General features: G+C 42.2%; 15 protein-coding genes and 1 pseudogene. 4 read left to right on the top strand and 12 right to left on the bottom strand.

Annotation, left to right across the window (positions count from 1 at the left end; all coding sequences use genetic code 11):
- Positions 1-294 precede the first annotated feature (294 nt).
- The 4 genes from tkt to yneA form a co-directional block, all read right to left on the bottom strand.
- Positions 295-2,301, bottom strand: coding sequence for a transketolase (tkt, locus tag ACTHRG_RS02080; protein WP_440230458.1), 2,007 nt, complete (start codon positions 2,299-2,301; stop codon positions 295-297).
- A 222-nt stretch (positions 2,302-2,523) separates the two neighbouring features.
- Entirely contained in the window at positions 2,524-2,757 is a 234-nt protein-coding gene (locus ACTHRG_RS02075; protein WP_076255932.1) for a DUF896 domain-containing protein, read from the bottom strand.
- Between the two features lie 144 nt (positions 2,758-2,901).
- Positions 2,902-3,549 (bottom strand): YneB family resolvase-like protein, encoded by a 648-nt coding sequence (locus ACTHRG_RS02070; protein WP_440230457.1) that lies wholly within the window; start codon positions 3,547-3,549, stop codon positions 2,902-2,904.
- A 9-nt stretch (positions 3,550-3,558) separates the two neighbouring features.
- A complete protein-coding gene (yneA, locus tag ACTHRG_RS02065; protein ID WP_076255928.1) occupies positions 3,559-3,891 on the bottom strand; it encodes a cell division suppressor protein YneA in 333 nt (110 codons plus the stop codon).
- Positions 3,892-4,047: 156 nt separating this feature from the next.
- Here yneA and lexA point away from each other — a divergent pair, with 156 nt between their 5' ends.
- Positions 4,048-4,671: a transcriptional repressor LexA gene (gene lexA, locus ACTHRG_RS02060; RefSeq protein WP_076255926.1), complete on the top strand. Its 624-nt coding sequence runs from the start codon at positions 4,048-4,050 to the stop codon at positions 4,669-4,671.
- A 283-nt stretch (positions 4,672-4,954) separates the two neighbouring features.
- Positions 4,955-5,239, top strand: a complete 285-nt coding sequence (locus ACTHRG_RS02055) for a DUF4257 domain-containing protein (RefSeq protein WP_009330566.1) — start codon at positions 4,955-4,957, stop codon at positions 5,237-5,239.
- Between the two features lie 113 nt (positions 5,240-5,352).
- On the opposite strand, the gene glnA is transcribed toward ACTHRG_RS02055, so the two are convergent.
- The 4 genes from glnA to hflX all read right to left on the bottom strand — a co-directional run bounded on the left by glnA (position 5,353) and on the right by hflX (position 9,943).
- A complete protein-coding gene (gene glnA / locus ACTHRG_RS02050; protein ID WP_048008929.1) occupies positions 5,353-6,687 on the bottom strand; it encodes a type I glutamate--ammonia ligase in 1,335 nt (444 codons plus the stop codon).
- A gap of 101 nt (positions 6,688-6,788) precedes the next feature.
- Positions 6,789-7,196: a MerR family transcriptional regulator gene (locus ACTHRG_RS02045; RefSeq protein ID WP_076255925.1), complete on the bottom strand. Its 408-nt coding sequence runs from the start codon at positions 7,194-7,196 to the stop codon at positions 6,789-6,791.
- A 187-nt stretch (positions 7,197-7,383) separates the two neighbouring features.
- Entirely contained in the window at positions 7,384-8,655 is a 1,272-nt protein-coding gene (locus ACTHRG_RS02040) for an aminotransferase class I/II-fold pyridoxal phosphate-dependent enzyme (protein WP_440230456.1), read from the bottom strand.
- 13 nt (positions 8,656-8,668) lie between these two features.
- Positions 8,669-9,943 carry a GTPase HflX gene (hflX, locus tag ACTHRG_RS02035; RefSeq protein ID WP_440230455.1) on the bottom strand — a complete coding sequence of 425 codons (1,275 nt, stop codon included), beginning with the start codon at positions 9,941-9,943 and terminating at the stop codon, positions 8,669-8,671.
- A 211-nt stretch (positions 9,944-10,154) separates the two neighbouring features.
- On the opposite strand from hflX, the gene ACTHRG_RS02030 reads away from it, so the two are divergent.
- Positions 10,155-10,769, top strand: a complete 615-nt coding sequence (locus tag ACTHRG_RS02030) for a trimeric intracellular cation channel family protein (protein ID WP_440230454.1) — start codon at positions 10,155-10,157, stop codon at positions 10,767-10,769.
- Between the two features lie 82 nt (positions 10,770-10,851).
- On the opposite strand, the pseudogene ACTHRG_RS02025 reads toward ACTHRG_RS02030, so the two are convergent.
- The 4 genes and pseudogenes from ACTHRG_RS02025 to miaA form a co-directional block, all read right to left on the bottom strand.
- Positions 10,852-11,084 (bottom strand): annotated as a pseudogene (locus ACTHRG_RS02025) (glutaredoxin family protein).
- 74 nt (positions 11,085-11,158) lie between these two features.
- Positions 11,159-12,109 (bottom strand): stage V sporulation protein K, encoded by a 951-nt coding sequence (spoVK, locus tag ACTHRG_RS02020; RefSeq protein ID WP_440230453.1) that lies wholly within the window; start codon positions 12,107-12,109, stop codon positions 11,159-11,161.
- 383 nt (positions 12,110-12,492) lie between these two features.
- The gene (gene hfq / locus ACTHRG_RS02015; RefSeq protein ID WP_035330690.1) at positions 12,493-12,726 is read right to left on the bottom strand and encodes an RNA chaperone Hfq; all 234 of its coding nucleotides are present in this window, start codon (positions 12,724-12,726) and stop codon (positions 12,493-12,495) included.
- Between the two features lie 27 nt (positions 12,727-12,753).
- Complete coding sequence (gene miaA / locus ACTHRG_RS02010; RefSeq protein WP_440230452.1) at positions 12,754-13,716, bottom strand: tRNA (adenosine(37)-N6)-dimethylallyltransferase MiaA; 963 nt, start codon at positions 13,714-13,716, stop codon at positions 12,754-12,756.
- Positions 13,717-13,990: 274 nt separating this feature from the next.
- Here miaA and mreBH point away from each other — a divergent pair, with 274 nt between their 5' ends.
- Complete coding sequence (gene mreBH, locus ACTHRG_RS02005; RefSeq protein ID WP_440230451.1) at positions 13,991-14,998, top strand: rod-share determining protein MreBH; 1,008 nt, start codon at positions 13,991-13,993, stop codon at positions 14,996-14,998.
- Positions 14,999-15,168 lie beyond the last annotated feature (170 nt).

The raw sequence follows: 15,168 nt of genomic DNA, 5'->3' as shown, positions 1-15,168 counted from the left end.
CCCCTCCTTCCGGGACAATCCATTTCTTTCAATTATAAGTAAACGAATTCAAAGAATCTGTCTGAAGATGTTAAAAACTTTCACTAATTTTGTCGAAAGCGAAGAATTCAGTTGATTATGAGGGTTCTTGGTGGAAGAAGATCTGCTGTTGGACACTTTTACAAATATTCACTATTGCATATTCCCCGATTTGATTAATGGTAATCTTGTTTTTCGATGACGGCTGAAAATACTCATTGTCTTTAATGGTATAAAAAAAGGAAGAGCCTCTCAGCTCTCCCTTCCCGGATATCATTATCCCTGCAGCAATGCTTTCACGCGTGCTACAACGTTGTCTACTGTGAATCCGTATTCTTCCATAATTTTTTCACCTGGTGCAGATGCTCCGAAGGTATCGATGGCAAGAACATCGCCTTCGTCTCCTGCATAGCGGTGCCAGCCAAGTGAAGATCCCATTTCAATAGCAAGACGTTTCTTGACTGTCTTAGGAATTACGCTTTCTTTGTACTCTTTTGATTGAGCTTCAAAGCGGTCCCAGGCAGGCATGCTTACTACAGATGCATGGATGCCTTCACCTTCAAGCGCTTTTTGAGCTTCAACTGCGAGGCTGACTTCAGATCCTGCAGCAAGCAATAATACATCCGCATTGCTGTTAGAAGCTGGAGATACAACATATCCGCCTTTTTGAACGCCTTCGTATGCCGTTGAATCCGTTCCTTTTAATGTAGGCAGGTTTTGACGAGTCAATACTAATGCAGTTGGCTTGTTTGTTGATTCGATTGCTGTTTTCCAGGCAGCTGCTGTTTCGTTTCCGTCAGCAGGGCGGACAACAGATAGGTTTGGCATTGCACGCAATGCAGCAAGCTGTTCTACAGGCTCATGCGTTGGGCCGTCTTCACCGACAGCGATACTGTCATGTGTGAATACATACGTAACAGGCAGATTCATAAGAGCAGCCAGACGGATTGACGGGCGAAGGTAATCAGAGAACACGAAGAATGTTCCGCCGAAGACTTTTAATCCGCCGTGAAGCGCCATTCCATTCAATGCAGCACCCATTGCAAACTCACGCACACCGAACCAGATGTTCCGGCCATCAAATGATTCAGCCGTAAAGTCACCCGACCCTTTGATCATTGTTTTGTTGGAGCCTGCAAGGTCTGCAGATCCGCCAAAGAATGAAGGCAGATTCTGAGCGATAGCATTTAGCACTTCTCCTGAAGAAGCACGGCTGGCAAGGCTCTTTCCTTCTTCATAAACAGGGATGTCTTTATCCCAGCCTTCAATAAGCTCACCATTGATCGCCTTCTCCAGCTGTTTCCCTAACTCAGGATGAGATTCCTTGTATTTAGCAAAAAGGTCTTCCCATTCCTGCTGCTTTTTCGAACCGTTTTCAACAACTTGCTGCTTAAAGTGATCATATACTTCCTGTGGCACATGGAAGTCTTCTTCGAACGTCCATTTATAAGCCTCTTTTGTTAATTTCAATTCATCAGCACCAAGAGGAGCGCCGTGAACATCAGATTTGCCTGATTTGTTTGGAGAACCATAGCCGATGACTGTTTTCACTTCAATCATTGTCGGGCGGCTTTCATCCTGTTTCGCTTCTTCAATTGCATTTGCGATTTCGTGAAGATCATTGCCGTCTTCTACACGGATGTACTGCCAGCCGTATGACTTGAAGCGCTGTTCAACACTTTCAGAGAAAGACTTATCAAGGTCTCCATCAAGTGAGATATCATTTGAATCATAAAGAACAACCAATCTGCCAAGCTTCAAGTGGCCGGCAAGGGAAGCAGCTTCAGCCGAAACGCCTTCCATAAGGTCTCCGTCACCGCAGATGCTGTATGTATAATGATCAACAACATTGAAGTTGTCTTTATTGTATGTTGCAGCCAGGTGGCGTTCAGCCATAGCCATACCGACAGCCATAGCAATACCTTGTCCTAATGGACCTGTTGTTGCGTCAACACCTGGAGTATGGCCGAATTCAGGGTGACCAGGCGTCTTGCTTCCCCACTGTCTGAACTCTTTAATGTCATTCATGGAAACATCATAGCCGGAAAGATGAAGAAGGCTGTATAAAAGCATAGAGCCATGTCCGGCAGAAAGAACAAAACGGTCACGATTGAACCATTCAGGGTTTTTCGGATTGTGGTTCATGAAGCGTGTCCAAAGTGTATAAGCCATTGGAGCAGCTCCCATTGGCATGCCCGGATGGCCGGAGTTCGCCTTTTCAATGGCGTCAATTGATAAAGTACGAATAGAACTGATGGATAGTTCATCTGTGTGATTAAACATTCAATACATCCTTTCGAGTAGTAATTCTTCACTCTTAATATTATCGGGTGTCCCTTTTTTTCACAACCAATAGGGTCAGGTAAAGGACAAAAAAAGCCGGTTTGTTACTATATTGACACAAAAAGATCCGGCATATGTAAAAAAAGCGGAGATAGGTCAGTATTGCCATCTCCTCTATTAAAAGAAGGAATACAGCGCTGTGTATCCCTTGCAATTATACTATTAGTGAAGGCGGTTTTTATTTTGGAATTCTTTCAGTTTTTTCGGTGTTACATCGTTCCCTTTCGGGTCAACGATTGTAACGCCCTTCAGCGTGTTTAACATGCCAGAGCGGAAAGTCTCCAAATACTCTTTGCGCAAAGACGTCTGTTCTTTCGCTTCTGATTCTGTTAGTCCGGATTCCTTGGCCTTCTTTGCCAGTTCATTAATTCGGGCAAGTTTTTGTTTAGGCAGCATTTATTAAAACTCCTTTATATCAAAAGTTAACCTTTGAACAATTCTGATGGAAGTTTTTATTATACAGCAGCTTCAGATATGGAACAATACTGAAACTCAAATGCCATCATACTAAAAATGAGCACCTTTTACAAGAAAAGTGCTCTACTCAGAAAGCGAATCAATATGTTCTTTGTACCTTCTATGGACGGTTGCTTTGGAAATATTATAGCCAAACCCCCTAAGCGTCGCAGCAATTTCAGCAAACGTTAACTCGTTTTTCCTCAGCCGGACAATTTCCTCTATCGGGACCTCTATTCTTTCCCTGCCGCCATTTGCACCCTGATTACTTAGGTTTTTCTCGGGCCTGTATCCTTTATCAACAGCTCGCTGCATGCCGCGTCTGATTTTGATGTTATGCAGCTTTCTCTGATACTCCTCAACCATTCCTACAATGCTCAGCACCATCGAATCTGATTCCGAAAGCTCCAGTTTGCCGTTATTTGAGATGCTGTATAACTGGACTTCCTCTTTAAAGATGCAATGGAGAATCGCAATCTTCGCATTTCCCCTCCCCAGCCTGGTTTCATCCTGGATGAGAACAACATTAATATCCTTTTTTTTAATTAAGTCTAAAAGTTCCAATATACCGTCTCTTTCAAGATCGTATCCGCTGGCCTGTTCGCGGATGACCTTGGCTACTTGAAAGTCATGCTTTTCTGCCAGGTTCAAAAGCTCTTCTTCCTGTCTTGAAAGGGACGTTTCCTGAGTATCCTTTGTTGTACTAACTCTGCAGTAAATTATTGCTTTCATAACTTCTCCTTATTCGTTAAGGTCTGAACTGGCAAGCTCTTTATATGGCTGGTCATCCAGGGCTTTTACTGGAATGACAATTTCATCACCCGGAAAAATCCTTCCTGCCGCTATCCCATTATTTTGTTCTACCCAATTTATAAATTGATCTGTTGACAGAGAATGCTCAGAAGAAAAATTTTCAGCAATCTTCCATAATGAATCACCTTCTGCAACAGTGACTTTCACAAACTTTTCTGTATCAGGTGTTTCAATGAGCACGAGTAATATAAACGATGCTGCCAAGCTTAAAACGAAGAGAATAATAGCATAGGAATATGATTTCCACAATTTGTTCAGCATAATAAACCACCTTAAAAGAATGTATGTTCGTATTTGTTGATCTCATTATATACCGAACATTTGTTTTGCGTCAATATAAATTCGAACTTATGTTTGTATCATATGGTAATTGATGCTATAATTGAGACAATTAAAACACATACGAGGTGCGTAAAGATGGTGAAAATATCAAAAAGACAGCAAGATATATTAGAGTTTATAAAAGAAGAAGTTAAATTGAGAGGATATCCCCCTTCTGTAAGGGAAATCGGTGAAGCAGTCGGCCTGGCTTCAAGTTCGACCGTTCACGGTCATCTGGCCAGACTTGAAAGCAAAGGGCTGATCCGCAGGGACCCTACAAAACCTCGTGCTATTGAAATTTTAGATTTGGACGAGGCTTCTAACATTCCCAAGGTCAGTGCAGTTAATGTCCCAATCGTCGGTAAAGTAACTGCAGGGCAGCCGATAACGGCAATTGAAAATGTTGAAGAATACTTCCCTCTTCCGGAAAGAATGGCACCGGCTGACGAGCATGTATTCATGCTTGAAATCATGGGAGAAAGTATGATTGAAGCAGGAATCCTTGATGGAGATTATGTAATTGTCAAACAGCAGAGCACTGCAAATAATGGGGATATAGTAGTTGCGATGACAGAGGAAGATGAAGCGACTGTCAAGAGATTCTTTAAAGAAAAAGACTTTATCCGTCTGCAGCCGGAAAACTCCACAATGGAACCAATAATACTTCGAAATGTTTCTATTCTTGGCAAGGTTATAGGCGTATACCGTCACATGCATTAATAGATTATTAAGAAGCAGGCATCTCTGCCTGCTTTTTGTTTTTTCCAATTTTAAGAAGGTTATCAGTTCCTATTACCTGGTGCTATCACCTAAATCCTACGAAAGTAACTGATACTTTTATTCAAACATAAGGTTACAGTCATGAATGACTAATTTATTATTCAGAAAATTCGGTATTTTTATGCATGTTATTTTATATTCACTTTCAATATAATGGTAATACACCGAGAATCAACCTAAGGTCGCTTGTCCAAAATCTCGACTTTAGGAGTGTGAAGAAAAAATGTTTTTGAACATTACCTTCGCTTTGTTGATTGGTGGGCTGGTCGGTGTCGTTGGACATATTCGAAAAGAAGGCAAAATGGTTAAACCCAGAAGGACAAAAAAATTCATCTATCTGGGGGTCTTTGAAGAGGTAATCATGGGGGCTTTAGCGGCTGTTTTTTTGGTCGTATCTTCAGATCCTGACTCTGCCTTAAAAGTAGTTCTACTGGCAGTAATTGCAGGATTTGGAGGAGATGCACTGCTGACATGTCTCGATTTCTTAAAAATAAGACACAAAGAATAGAGAGATGCAGAGAGATAGAAATTGGTTAAAACCTCGTTCATTTAAAAACGGGGTTTTTGCATTTTCCATAATGACAACCCCTGACTTTATCAGCCAGGGGTTGTCATATTTTCTTAGTACATGCTCAGGTACTGCTCGCGCTCCCATGGATGCACTTGCGTACGGAACATATCCCACTCGATTTCTTTCGCTTCAATGAAATGTTCAAAAATGTGATCGCCAAGAGCAGAAACAATTACCTCATCTCTCTTTAGCTCTTCAAGGGCCGCTGCCAAAGTAGGAGGCAGATCTTTGATTCCTTCTTCCTCACGCTCTTCTTTTGTCATTACATAGATATTGCGGTCCACTGGAGCAGGAGGAGTCATTTTATTTTTGATTCCGTCCAGGCCAGCTTTTAATAATACAGCCATAGCAAGGTATGGGTTCGCAGCAGGGTCTACGCTCCGCACCTCAACACGTGTACTTACTCCGCGGGAAGCAGGGATACGGATGAGAGGTGAACGGTTTTGAGCAGACCAGGCAACATAGCAAGGTGCTTCATAGCCCGGTACCAGACGCTTGTATGAGTTAACGATAGGGTTTGTCACAGCTGTAAATGCAGTTGCATGATTCACGATACCAGCAATAAAGTGGCGGGCGTCATCACTTAGCTGAAGATCGCCGGTTTCATTGAAGAATGCATTTTTCCCATCCTTGAATAGTGAAACGTTGCAGTGCATTCCAGATCCGCTGACACCGAATAATGGCTTAGGCATAAATGTCGCATGCAAGCCGTGCTTGCGTGCAATGGTTTTAACAACTAGCTTGAACGTCTGAATCTGGTCACAAGCTGTTAAAGCATCCGCATATTTGAAGTCAATTTCGTGCTGGCCAGGTGCAACCTCATGGTGGGAAGCTTCAATTTCAAAGCCCATTTCTTCGAGCTCAAGTACGATATCACGGCGGCAGTTTTCGCCAAGATCAGTCGGAGCAAGGTCGAAGTATCCGCCATTGTCGTTTAGTTCCAGAGTCGGCTCTCCTGCATGGTCAAGCTTGAAAAGGAAGAATTCCGGTTCAGGCCCTAAGTTAAAATCAGTGTAGCCAAGGTCTTCCATTTCTTTAAGGATGCGTTTTAGGTTGCTTCGCGGATCGCCAAGGAATGGAGTTCCATCCGGATTATAGATATCACAAATCAGACGAGCCACTTTGCCTTTTTCTGCAGTCCAAGGAAACACTACCCAAGTATCAAGGTCTGGATATAGATTCATGTCTGACTCTTCAATTCGCACGAAACCTTCGATTGAAGATCCATCAAACATCATTTTGTTATCAAGCGCTTTTTCAAGCTGGCTGATTGGAATTTCCACATTCTTAATTGTTCCAAGGATATCCGTAAACTGTAAACGGACAAATTTCACATTTTCCTCTTCTGCAATACGTTTAATATCTTCTTTAGTAAACTTAGCCACTGGTAGTTCCTCCCTTAAATTTACATGTGTAATTTATTTTTTGCTCTGTTAATGCGCGCCCGGAAATCCAAGACATTATCAACGAGCTAAAAACGGCTTTCTTAATGGAAAAAGCGGTGGATGTTACCCTGACGGGATGAAGAGCGATTAAAACGGCCCGCCTGCACAATTTCCTTGCGCAGAAGCTTCCGGATTTCTTCATCCGATAGATCGCGTCTCCCTTTTTCAGCTTGTTTATTCATGGTTTCAGTTAGCGCTTGCTGTTCTTTAACGAAAAATAGCTGCTTGATCCCGGCCATGTTCACACCTTGATCAATTAAATCTTTGATTTCCAGAAGGACATCGATGTCGTTTAAGGAAAAAAGCCTTCTGTTTCCGTCAGTTCTAGCTGGAGATATCAATTGGTGTTCTTCATAATAGCGAATCTGCCTTGCAGTCAGGTCAGTCAGCTGCATGACAGTACCAATTGGGAAAAGCGGCATGGAACGTCGAATTTCGCTTCCAGTCAACTATTTCTCCCCCATTTCAATTACTTCTTGAGTTTATTATATGTAATGTTAGAAAATCTGTCAATAGAATGTTAGGTTTTATAACATGATTTTTTCAAAAAATTTTTGCCTTTCATATTTTCATATAATTCTCAGTAAAGCAAAAGAAAGGGACAACTAACTATGTAGCTGTCCCTCTTATATTTACCTAATTTATTTGGACTAAACCCTTTTCCAGCAATTGGTTCAATGCTATGCATACAGCCATTTTTACATGCGAATAGGTAAGGCCGCCCTGCACATAGGCAACGTACGGAGGCCTTATTGGACCGTCTGCGGTCAGCTCAATGCTGGCACCCTGTATAAAAGTACCCGCTGCCATGATGACATCATCTTCATATCCCGGCATATAAGCTGGGTAGGCGGTTACGTGGGAATTAACAGGTGATGCAAATTGAATCGCCTGGCAGAACCTCACCATTTTTTCTTTATCATCGAATTGAACAGATTGAATTAAATCAGTTCTTTTACTATTCCATTTTGGATTGGAGTTCATTCCAAGCCGCTCAAGCAGTGCTGCTGTAAAAACAGCCCCTTTCAATGCCTGGCCGACAACGTGTGAAGCAAGGAAAAAGCCCTGATACATTTCCTGAAGGCTGTACAGGGACGCACCTGCTTCTGCACCAATTCCCGGGGAAGTCATTCTGTAGGAACAGGCTTCCACCCATTCTTTCTTCCCGACAATATAGCCGCCAGTCTTGGCGATCCCGCCGCCAGGATTCTTGATTAGCGACCCTGCCATCAAATCTGCCCCAACATGGCAAGGCTCCCTGTCCTCTACAAACTCCCCGTAACAATTGTCAACAAAAACAATTGCATCCGGCTTAATTTCTTTTACAAACTGAATCATTTCATCTATTTGTTCAATTGTGAAGGATGGTCTTGTTGCGTATCCTTTAGAACGCTGAATGCCAATCATTTTCGTGTTCGGCTTGATTGCTTTTTCAACCGCAGAGTAATTGATGCTCCCATCTTCATTCAGCGGGATGCTATTGTACCCAATGTCGAACTCTTTCAGCGAGCCGTTGCCTGTTCCGCGGATTCCAACGATTTCTTCCAATGTGTCATACGGCTTTCCTGTTATGTACAGCAATTCATCACCCGGCCGCAATACGCCAAAGAGTGCAATGGAAATGGCATGGGTGCCGGAAATAATCTGAGGACGCACTAATCCTGCTTCCCCGCCGAATACTTCTGCATATATTTCCTCCAATGTATCCCTGCCGATATCATCGTAACCGTAACCGGTTGATGGAATGAAATGAGAATCGCTGACTTTGAAATTTTGAAAGCTCTTTAATACACGGAATTGATTCTCATCAATCCGCTCATCAATGTTCTTTAATACTTCTGAAATTTGCTGCTCCACTTCTTTTACAATCGGCTGCAGCTTTTCTCCTTGTGATAACTGTTGAAACATGATGTTCTCCTAACTATACGGTATATTTCGTTAAAGGTCCTGAGATTTGATGGTCTTCGAGGTAATAGCCCTTGCAGACATAGAGTTCTTTGTCTTCATTAAAAGTCAATTCCCTCAGGATGGTTTCATTCTTAAGCTGTGACAGCAGTTTCCCTTCTGTCGACGGCACCTCAACATGGTAAGGCTTCATCATCCCCAGGATCATCTGCTCGATCTTCCGTTTCAGCTCATTGCGGTCATCTTCTTCAAAGGCACTGATTTGAATTGTTTCTGTCCTGGCGGTCGGGACAAAATCAGGATGCTTCAGATCACTCTTATTATATACCGTCAGCTGCGGTATTTTATCATTTTCCAAATCTTCTATTAGTTTATTGACTGTCTGTTCATGCTGGTAATAATCCGGATTGGACATATCGACTACATGAAGAAGGAGATCTGCTTCCTTTACTTCTTCCAGGGTGGATCGGAAGGCCGCAATCAGCGTAGTCGGCAAATCCTGAATAAATCCGACTGTATCTGTCACAAGTGTAATGAATCCGCTTGGCAAAATCAGCTTGCGGGTCATTGGGTCAAGTGTGGCGAACAGCTGGTTTTCTTCATAAGAATCTGCTTCAGACAGCCTGTTAAAAATCGTGGACTTCCCTGCGTTTGTATAGCCGACAAGCGCAATTTGGAAAGCTTTGTTTTTCTTCCTCCGTTCACGATATCTGTCCCGGTGCTGCACAATGACCGAAAGCTGGGTCTTAATATCATCAATGCGGCGGCGGATATGCCGGCGGTCTGACTCAAGCTTTGTCTCACCCGGTCCCCTTGTGCCAATTCCCGCTCCAAGTCTTGAAAGCTGGACGCCCTGGCCTGACAGGCGCGGCAGCAGATACTGCAATTGAGCCAGCTCAACCTGCAGTTTCCCTTCTTTAGAGCGTGCTCTCTGAGCAAAGATATCTAATATCAGCTGTGTGCGGTCAATGATTCGTGCATCCAAATCTGCAGATAGGTTTCGAACCTGGCTTGGTGAAAGCTCATCGTTAAAAATGATAATATCTGCTTCCATTTCTTCCTGAAGAGCAGCCAATTCTTCCACTTTTCCTTTTCCTATATATGTAGACGGATGAACACGTTCCCTTTTTTGTGTCACCGAAGCTAATACTTTCCCGTTGGCGGTTTCCGTTAAGGATTCCAATTCTTCCATTGAATATTCAAACCGCTGATCATCATCTTCAGTATGGCAACCGACAAGAATAACCTTTTCATAATCTGGCTTGTGTTCCAACCAGCATCCCTCTTTCATATTCTTATTTTAATTGATCATAACAAAAAACCTGGTCAAATACTAATCTCACCGCTAATCATAGGCTTTTGTACATTACGTTTAAATGTGTAAAAAAGGTTGAATTTCTTTTTTTCCGTGTTAAAATCATATTGTTTGGAAAGAATTTACGTTTGTAATTAACTTGGACAATAATAGATTTAGAGATTTGCATCATGAGGAGAAATGGCATATGACATGGGAAGTTTTAAGTATGATTGGCACTATTGCATTCGCTGTCAGCGGTGCAATTGTAGCCATGGAAGAAGAATATGATATTTTGGGTGTTTATATCCTCGGGATTGTTACTGCTTTTGGCGGCGGGGCCATCCGAAACTTGCTAATAGGTGTTCCAGTCTCTGCCCTTTGGGAACAGGGGTTATTTTTTCAGATTGCCCTTTTATCCATCACAGCAGTAATGCTGTTCCCGAACAACCTGCTCAAACACTGGCAAAAGTGGGGAAATTTCACTGACGCAATCGGATTATCCGCATTTGCCATCCAAGGAGCATTGTACGCAACGGAAATGAATCATCCTTTAAGCGCTGTAATTGTGGCAGCAGTATTGACAGGAAGCGGCGGTGGAATAGTCCGCGACCTTCTTGCAAGAAGAAAACCGCTTGTATTACGTTCTGAAATTTATGCTGTCTGGGCTATCCTTTGCGGCTTCGCAGTCGGATTCGGAATCGCATCAGCACCGTTTGAACTTTATGCTTTGTTTATCATTATTACCGCTTTGAGGGTATTATCTTACACATATAATTGGAAGCTTCCCGTTAAGAGGCTTGGGACAAAAGCATCGGCTTAAGCTGGTGCTTTTATTATTGTTATTGCAAACATTTTTATCTTACTAAAAAGACCTGCTCATTCCACGAGCAGGCCTCTCTATATTATTGATTTACATTCGCCATAATCGTATTCGGATCAAAGCCTATAACCCATTTTCCATTCACATTGATTTGAGGCACTCCCATTTGGCCTGTGGTTTCAACCAGTTTTTGTGCTTCTCTCTGGTCATTCTGGACATTAACCTCTTTATACTCCAGCCCCTGCTGATCAAGGAATTTCTCACCATCGTACAGTACGGACAAGTATTCGTAGTATAAACTGTAATTTCATTCATTATATACATTCCTCCTCCAGTAAAAAGACAATGCCAATGTTCATTGACACTGTCTATTTTATTACAATATCCCCTTAATCAGCTTCTTCAAACACCAAATCATTGCTCCTGATGGTCATCAGATCATGTTTGTCATAGCTGTTTTGCATTAACAGGCGCATGGCCTGTGCCCTGATTGATTTTTCAAGAATGTTTCGGATGTAGCGCCCGTTCGAAAAGCTGTTGGGGCTGAGATTGGTTTTTACAAAATGCAAGTGCTCCCTCAGCTTCTTTTCGGATTCGTGACTTAAAGTATACTCCCTTTCCTTTAGCATCATCTGCCCAATTTCCATCAGCTGCTCTATCGAGTAATCAGGGAAGTCAACAACAAGAGGAAAACGGGAATGAAGACCCGGATTCAGCGTCAGGAAATGATTCATTTCTCTGGAATAGCCTGCCAAAATCAGGATAAACTCATGCTGTCGGTCCTCCATATGCTTGACAAGGGTGTCAATGGCTTCCTTGCCGAAGTCTTTTTCTCCGCCTCTGCCTAATGAGTATGCTTCGTCGATGAACAGAATCCCGCCTATCGCTTTTTTGACCAGGTCCCTTGTCTTTTGGGCGGTATGGCCAATGTATTCACCGACAAGGTCTGCCCGCTCTGCTTCAATCAGATGTCCTTTTGACAGCACATTCATTTTTTGAAAAAGCTTGCCTATTAATCGGGCAACCGTAGTTTTACCTGTGCCGGGGTTGCCTTTGAACATCATATGCAATGCCTGCTTTCCAGCTTTGAGACCGGCTTCTTCCCGTTTTTTATTCACATAAATCCAGGCATAAATCTCCTTGATCATTTTCTTCATTTCTTCCATTCCCACAAGAGCGCCAAGTTCTTCTTCAATTTCTTTGAGAGCTGTATGCTCAGCCGGAATGGCTTTTGGAGCCGCTTGGGATTCTGGAAGCTCTTTTGTGTATGTTTTACGCTTTTGTGAATTGAGCACGATGCTGATCTGTCCGTTATTTTTCAGGCGAATCGGCTGGTCCAAAAGCTATCACCTCACATTCTTAGCACAGTATACGCATAGAAGTAATCGTTGTGACAAAAGCCTATATGATCCCCGAGAATACGGTTGTTAGGCTAAAATGCGACAAGGTCCCGCCATTTTCAACAAGAATCAATGCAGGAGTGTCGGTTCATGCGGTTTCCCAAGAAATAACGGGTTTTTCTCCGCTTAGAGGGTGCGGATAACTGGCTGCATACTGCCAATTCATGGGGAACAAGCCACAATCGGCTCCCCCCTCATATCCACATTAAATTCTCATATCTATATGTATTCAGCCATCATCCATTTCATTAAAAATATTTGTCTTTACATAAGAAAATAGCCCGCTTCAGTCAAAGCGGGCTTTTCTTCCTGACAGTTATATTTTATTGCTGGTTTTCTAAATCCAGTTGAACATTGCGCTGAGGGACGAATGTTGAAATCGCATGCTTGTAAACAAGCTGCTGCTTTCCTTCTGATTCAAATAGTACAGTAAAATTATCAAAGCCTTTAATACAGCCTCTAATTTGGAATCCGTTTAATAAGAACACGGTACAATTTGTATTATCCTTTCGTAGCTGGTTAAGAACCTGATCTTGAATATTGATTGCTGATTTCATTATTATCCTCCTCTTTTATCTCTATCATTATGTATTCGATTTTATTTTCAGCTTTCCTTCAATATGAGCAGAAATTTCAGCGAATTTTTTTTCAAACTCATGAGGATCGACTGAATCGGACATATCAAACCATTCCACATTCATCTTGTTTCGAAACCATGTCAGCTGCCTTTTTGCATATCTTCTTGAATTTTGCTTCAGAAATTCTACAGCATCCTCCAATGAAACACGCCCATTAAAGTATTCATACAGCTCTTTATACCCGATGGCCTGAATGGACTGGCAATCCATTAATCCATGATCATAAAGGGATTGCACCTCTTTAAGCAAACCCTCCTGCATCATGATGTCGACTCTCTGATTGATGCGGTCATATAAGGTTTCCCGATCCATAGTTAAGCCAATCAGCGCCATATCATAAAGAAGTTCAGGGTTTTGTTTTTCCTGATACTGGGACATCGTTTTACCTGTGCAATGGTAAATTTCCAACGCCCTGATTACTCTTCGAGTGTTATTGGGATGAATTTTTTCTGCGCTTTCAGGGTCAATCTCCAGAAGTTCCTCATATAGAACATTGTGCCCTTCCCTTTCGGCGCGTTCCTCCAAGGTTTTTCTAAATCCTTCATCTGAAGGCGCATCTGAAAATTGGTAATCATAAATAACAGATTGAATATACAATCCCGTACCACCAACAATCATTGGAAGTTTGCCTCTAGAAGTGATCTCTGTGATTTTACTTCGGACGAGTTCCTGAAATTCTGCTGCTGAAAAGGGCTCTTCAGGATTTTTGATGTCAATTAGATGATGCGGAATCCCTTCCATTTCTTCTTCTTTAATTTTTGCCGTGCCAATATCCATTCTTTTATAAATTTGCATGGAATCTCCGCTGATGATTTCGGCATTAAATCTTTTTGCCAGAAGAATGCTTAATTTTGTTTTCCCAACAGCTGTAGGGCCAATCAGCACTGCAAGTTTTTGTTTTTCACTCATCTGTTCACTGCCTTTACTGCCATTCTAATTTTATCCTACCATATAGCAGGAAAATTTTTCAGGTATCATCTTACCATTCTTTTCATAAAAACAGAACATTTATGCATTATGAACAACTTTCCAGTTTCCTATTCGACAAGTTTCCTAAAATTTTCTTATAAAATTACATTTTATTAACGATTCCATAACAAACAAAGGCTTACCCCCAAAATCGTGTTAATTTATTAGAAGGTTATATTGTTACAATATAAATTTGAAATTGGGTGAAGAAATCATGTTAAATACATCTGAAATTGGAATAGACTTAGGAACTGCTAATATACTTGTATACAGCAAAACAAAAGGAATTATCCTTAATGAACCTTCCGTAGTAGCAATTGATACAGAAACGAAAAAAGTGTTAGCTGTCGGTAAAGAAGCAAAAGAAATGATCGGGAAAACACCAGGCCGCATCGTTGCCATCCGTCCTCTTAAAGACGGGGTTATTGCTGACTATGACACAACAACTGAAATGCTTCGCCAGGTAATGCGAAAAGCATCGAAAAAAGTCGGATTCGCTATCAGAAAGCCGAATGTCGTTGTATGTACACCATCTGGTTCGACAAGTGTTGAAAGAAGAGCCATTCATGATGCTGTCCGCAATGCGGGTGCTAAGAAGGTACATCTGATCGAAGAGCCTGTGGCTGCAGCAATTGGTTCAGGCATGCCTGTCGATGAGCCTGTCGCGAACGTAGTCGTTGATATTGGCGGCGGTTCAACAGAAGTAGCCATCATCTCCTTTGGCGGAGTTGTTGCCTGCAATTCAATCCGCATTGGCGGGGACAGACTTGACGATGATATCATTCAATATGTACGTAAAGAATACAACGTCCTTATTGGTGAAAGAACAGCCGAGCGTATTAAAATGGAAATCGGCTACGCGCTGATTGACCATGAAGAACTGACAATGGAAGTGCGCGGCCGCGACCTTGTTACCGGCCTTCCTAAGACTATTACACTGTCTTCCTATGAAATCCGCGATGCAATCAAAGAATCATTGCTTCATATTCTTGAAGCAATCCGAGCAACCCTAGAGGACAGCCCGGCCGAACTTAGCGGAGACATCGTAGACCGCGGTGTAATCCTTTCCGGCGGCGGTGCCCTTTTAAACGGCATGCAGGAGTGGCTTTCACATGAGATTGTTGTGCCTGTTCACCTTGCCCCAAGCCCGCTTGAATCTGTAGCGGTGGGAACAGGAAAAGCCCTGAAATTTATTGATAAGCTGCATACGGCAGTAAGATAACCTATATGAAAAGCATTCATTTTGCAAAATGGATGCTTTTTTTTGGATTTTTAGCCACTTATGATTTCTTGTGAGGAAGGAAGAAAAATAGGGGCTCAACACCATTTAGTTTACATAACAATATTATTGTTTAGAAGAAAACGCCGAACCATCTGGTTCAGCGTCATTTC

Origin of the sequence: Cytobacillus sp. SAFR-174 (genome assembly GCF_051964675.1) — a bacterium.
Classification (GTDB): domain Bacteria; phylum Bacillota; class Bacilli; order Bacillales; family Cytobacillaceae; genus Cytobacillus.
The sequence above is the reverse complement of the archived record's forward strand: the minus strand, read 5'-3'. Positions and strand labels throughout refer to the sequence as shown.

What these genes read in the sequence shown, in the direction of transcription:
- tkt (WP_440230458.1), bottom strand. Translation starts at nt 2,301, where the DNA reads ATGTTTAATCACACAGATGAACTATCCATCAGTTCTATTCGTACTTTA.
- ACTHRG_RS02075 (WP_076255932.1), bottom strand. Translation starts at nt 2,757, where the DNA reads ATGCTGCCTAAACAAAAACTTGCCCGAATTAATGAACTGGCAAAGAAG.
- ACTHRG_RS02070 (WP_440230457.1), bottom strand. Translation starts at nt 3,549, where the DNA reads ATGAAAGCAATAATTTACTGCAGAGTTAGTACAACAAAGGATACTCAG.
- yneA (WP_076255928.1), bottom strand. Translation starts at nt 3,891, where the DNA reads ATGCTGAACAAATTGTGGAAATCATATTCCTATGCTATTATTCTCTTC.
- lexA (WP_076255926.1), top strand. Translation starts at nt 4,048, where the DNA reads ATGGTGAAAATATCAAAAAGACAGCAAGATATATTAGAGTTTATAAAA.
- ACTHRG_RS02055 (WP_009330566.1), top strand. Translation starts at nt 4,955, where the DNA reads ATGTTTTTGAACATTACCTTCGCTTTGTTGATTGGTGGGCTGGTCGGT.
- ACTHRG_RS02040 (WP_440230456.1), bottom strand. Translation starts at nt 8,655, where the DNA reads ATGTTTCAACAGTTATCACAAGGAGAAAAGCTGCAGCCGATTGTAAAA.
- hflX (WP_440230455.1), bottom strand. Translation starts at nt 9,943, where the DNA reads ATGAAAGAGGGATGCTGGTTGGAACACAAGCCAGATTATGAAAAGGTT.
- ACTHRG_RS02030 (WP_440230454.1), top strand. Translation starts at nt 10,155, where the DNA reads ATGACATGGGAAGTTTTAAGTATGATTGGCACTATTGCATTCGCTGTC.
- hfq (WP_035330690.1), bottom strand. Translation starts at nt 12,726, where the DNA reads ATGAAATCAGCAATCAATATTCAAGATCAGGTTCTTAACCAGCTACGA.
- miaA (WP_440230452.1), bottom strand. Translation starts at nt 13,716, where the DNA reads ATGAGTGAAAAACAAAAACTTGCAGTGCTGATTGGCCCTACAGCTGTT.
- mreBH (WP_440230451.1), top strand. Translation starts at nt 13,991, where the DNA reads ATGTTAAATACATCTGAAATTGGAATAGACTTAGGAACTGCTAATATA.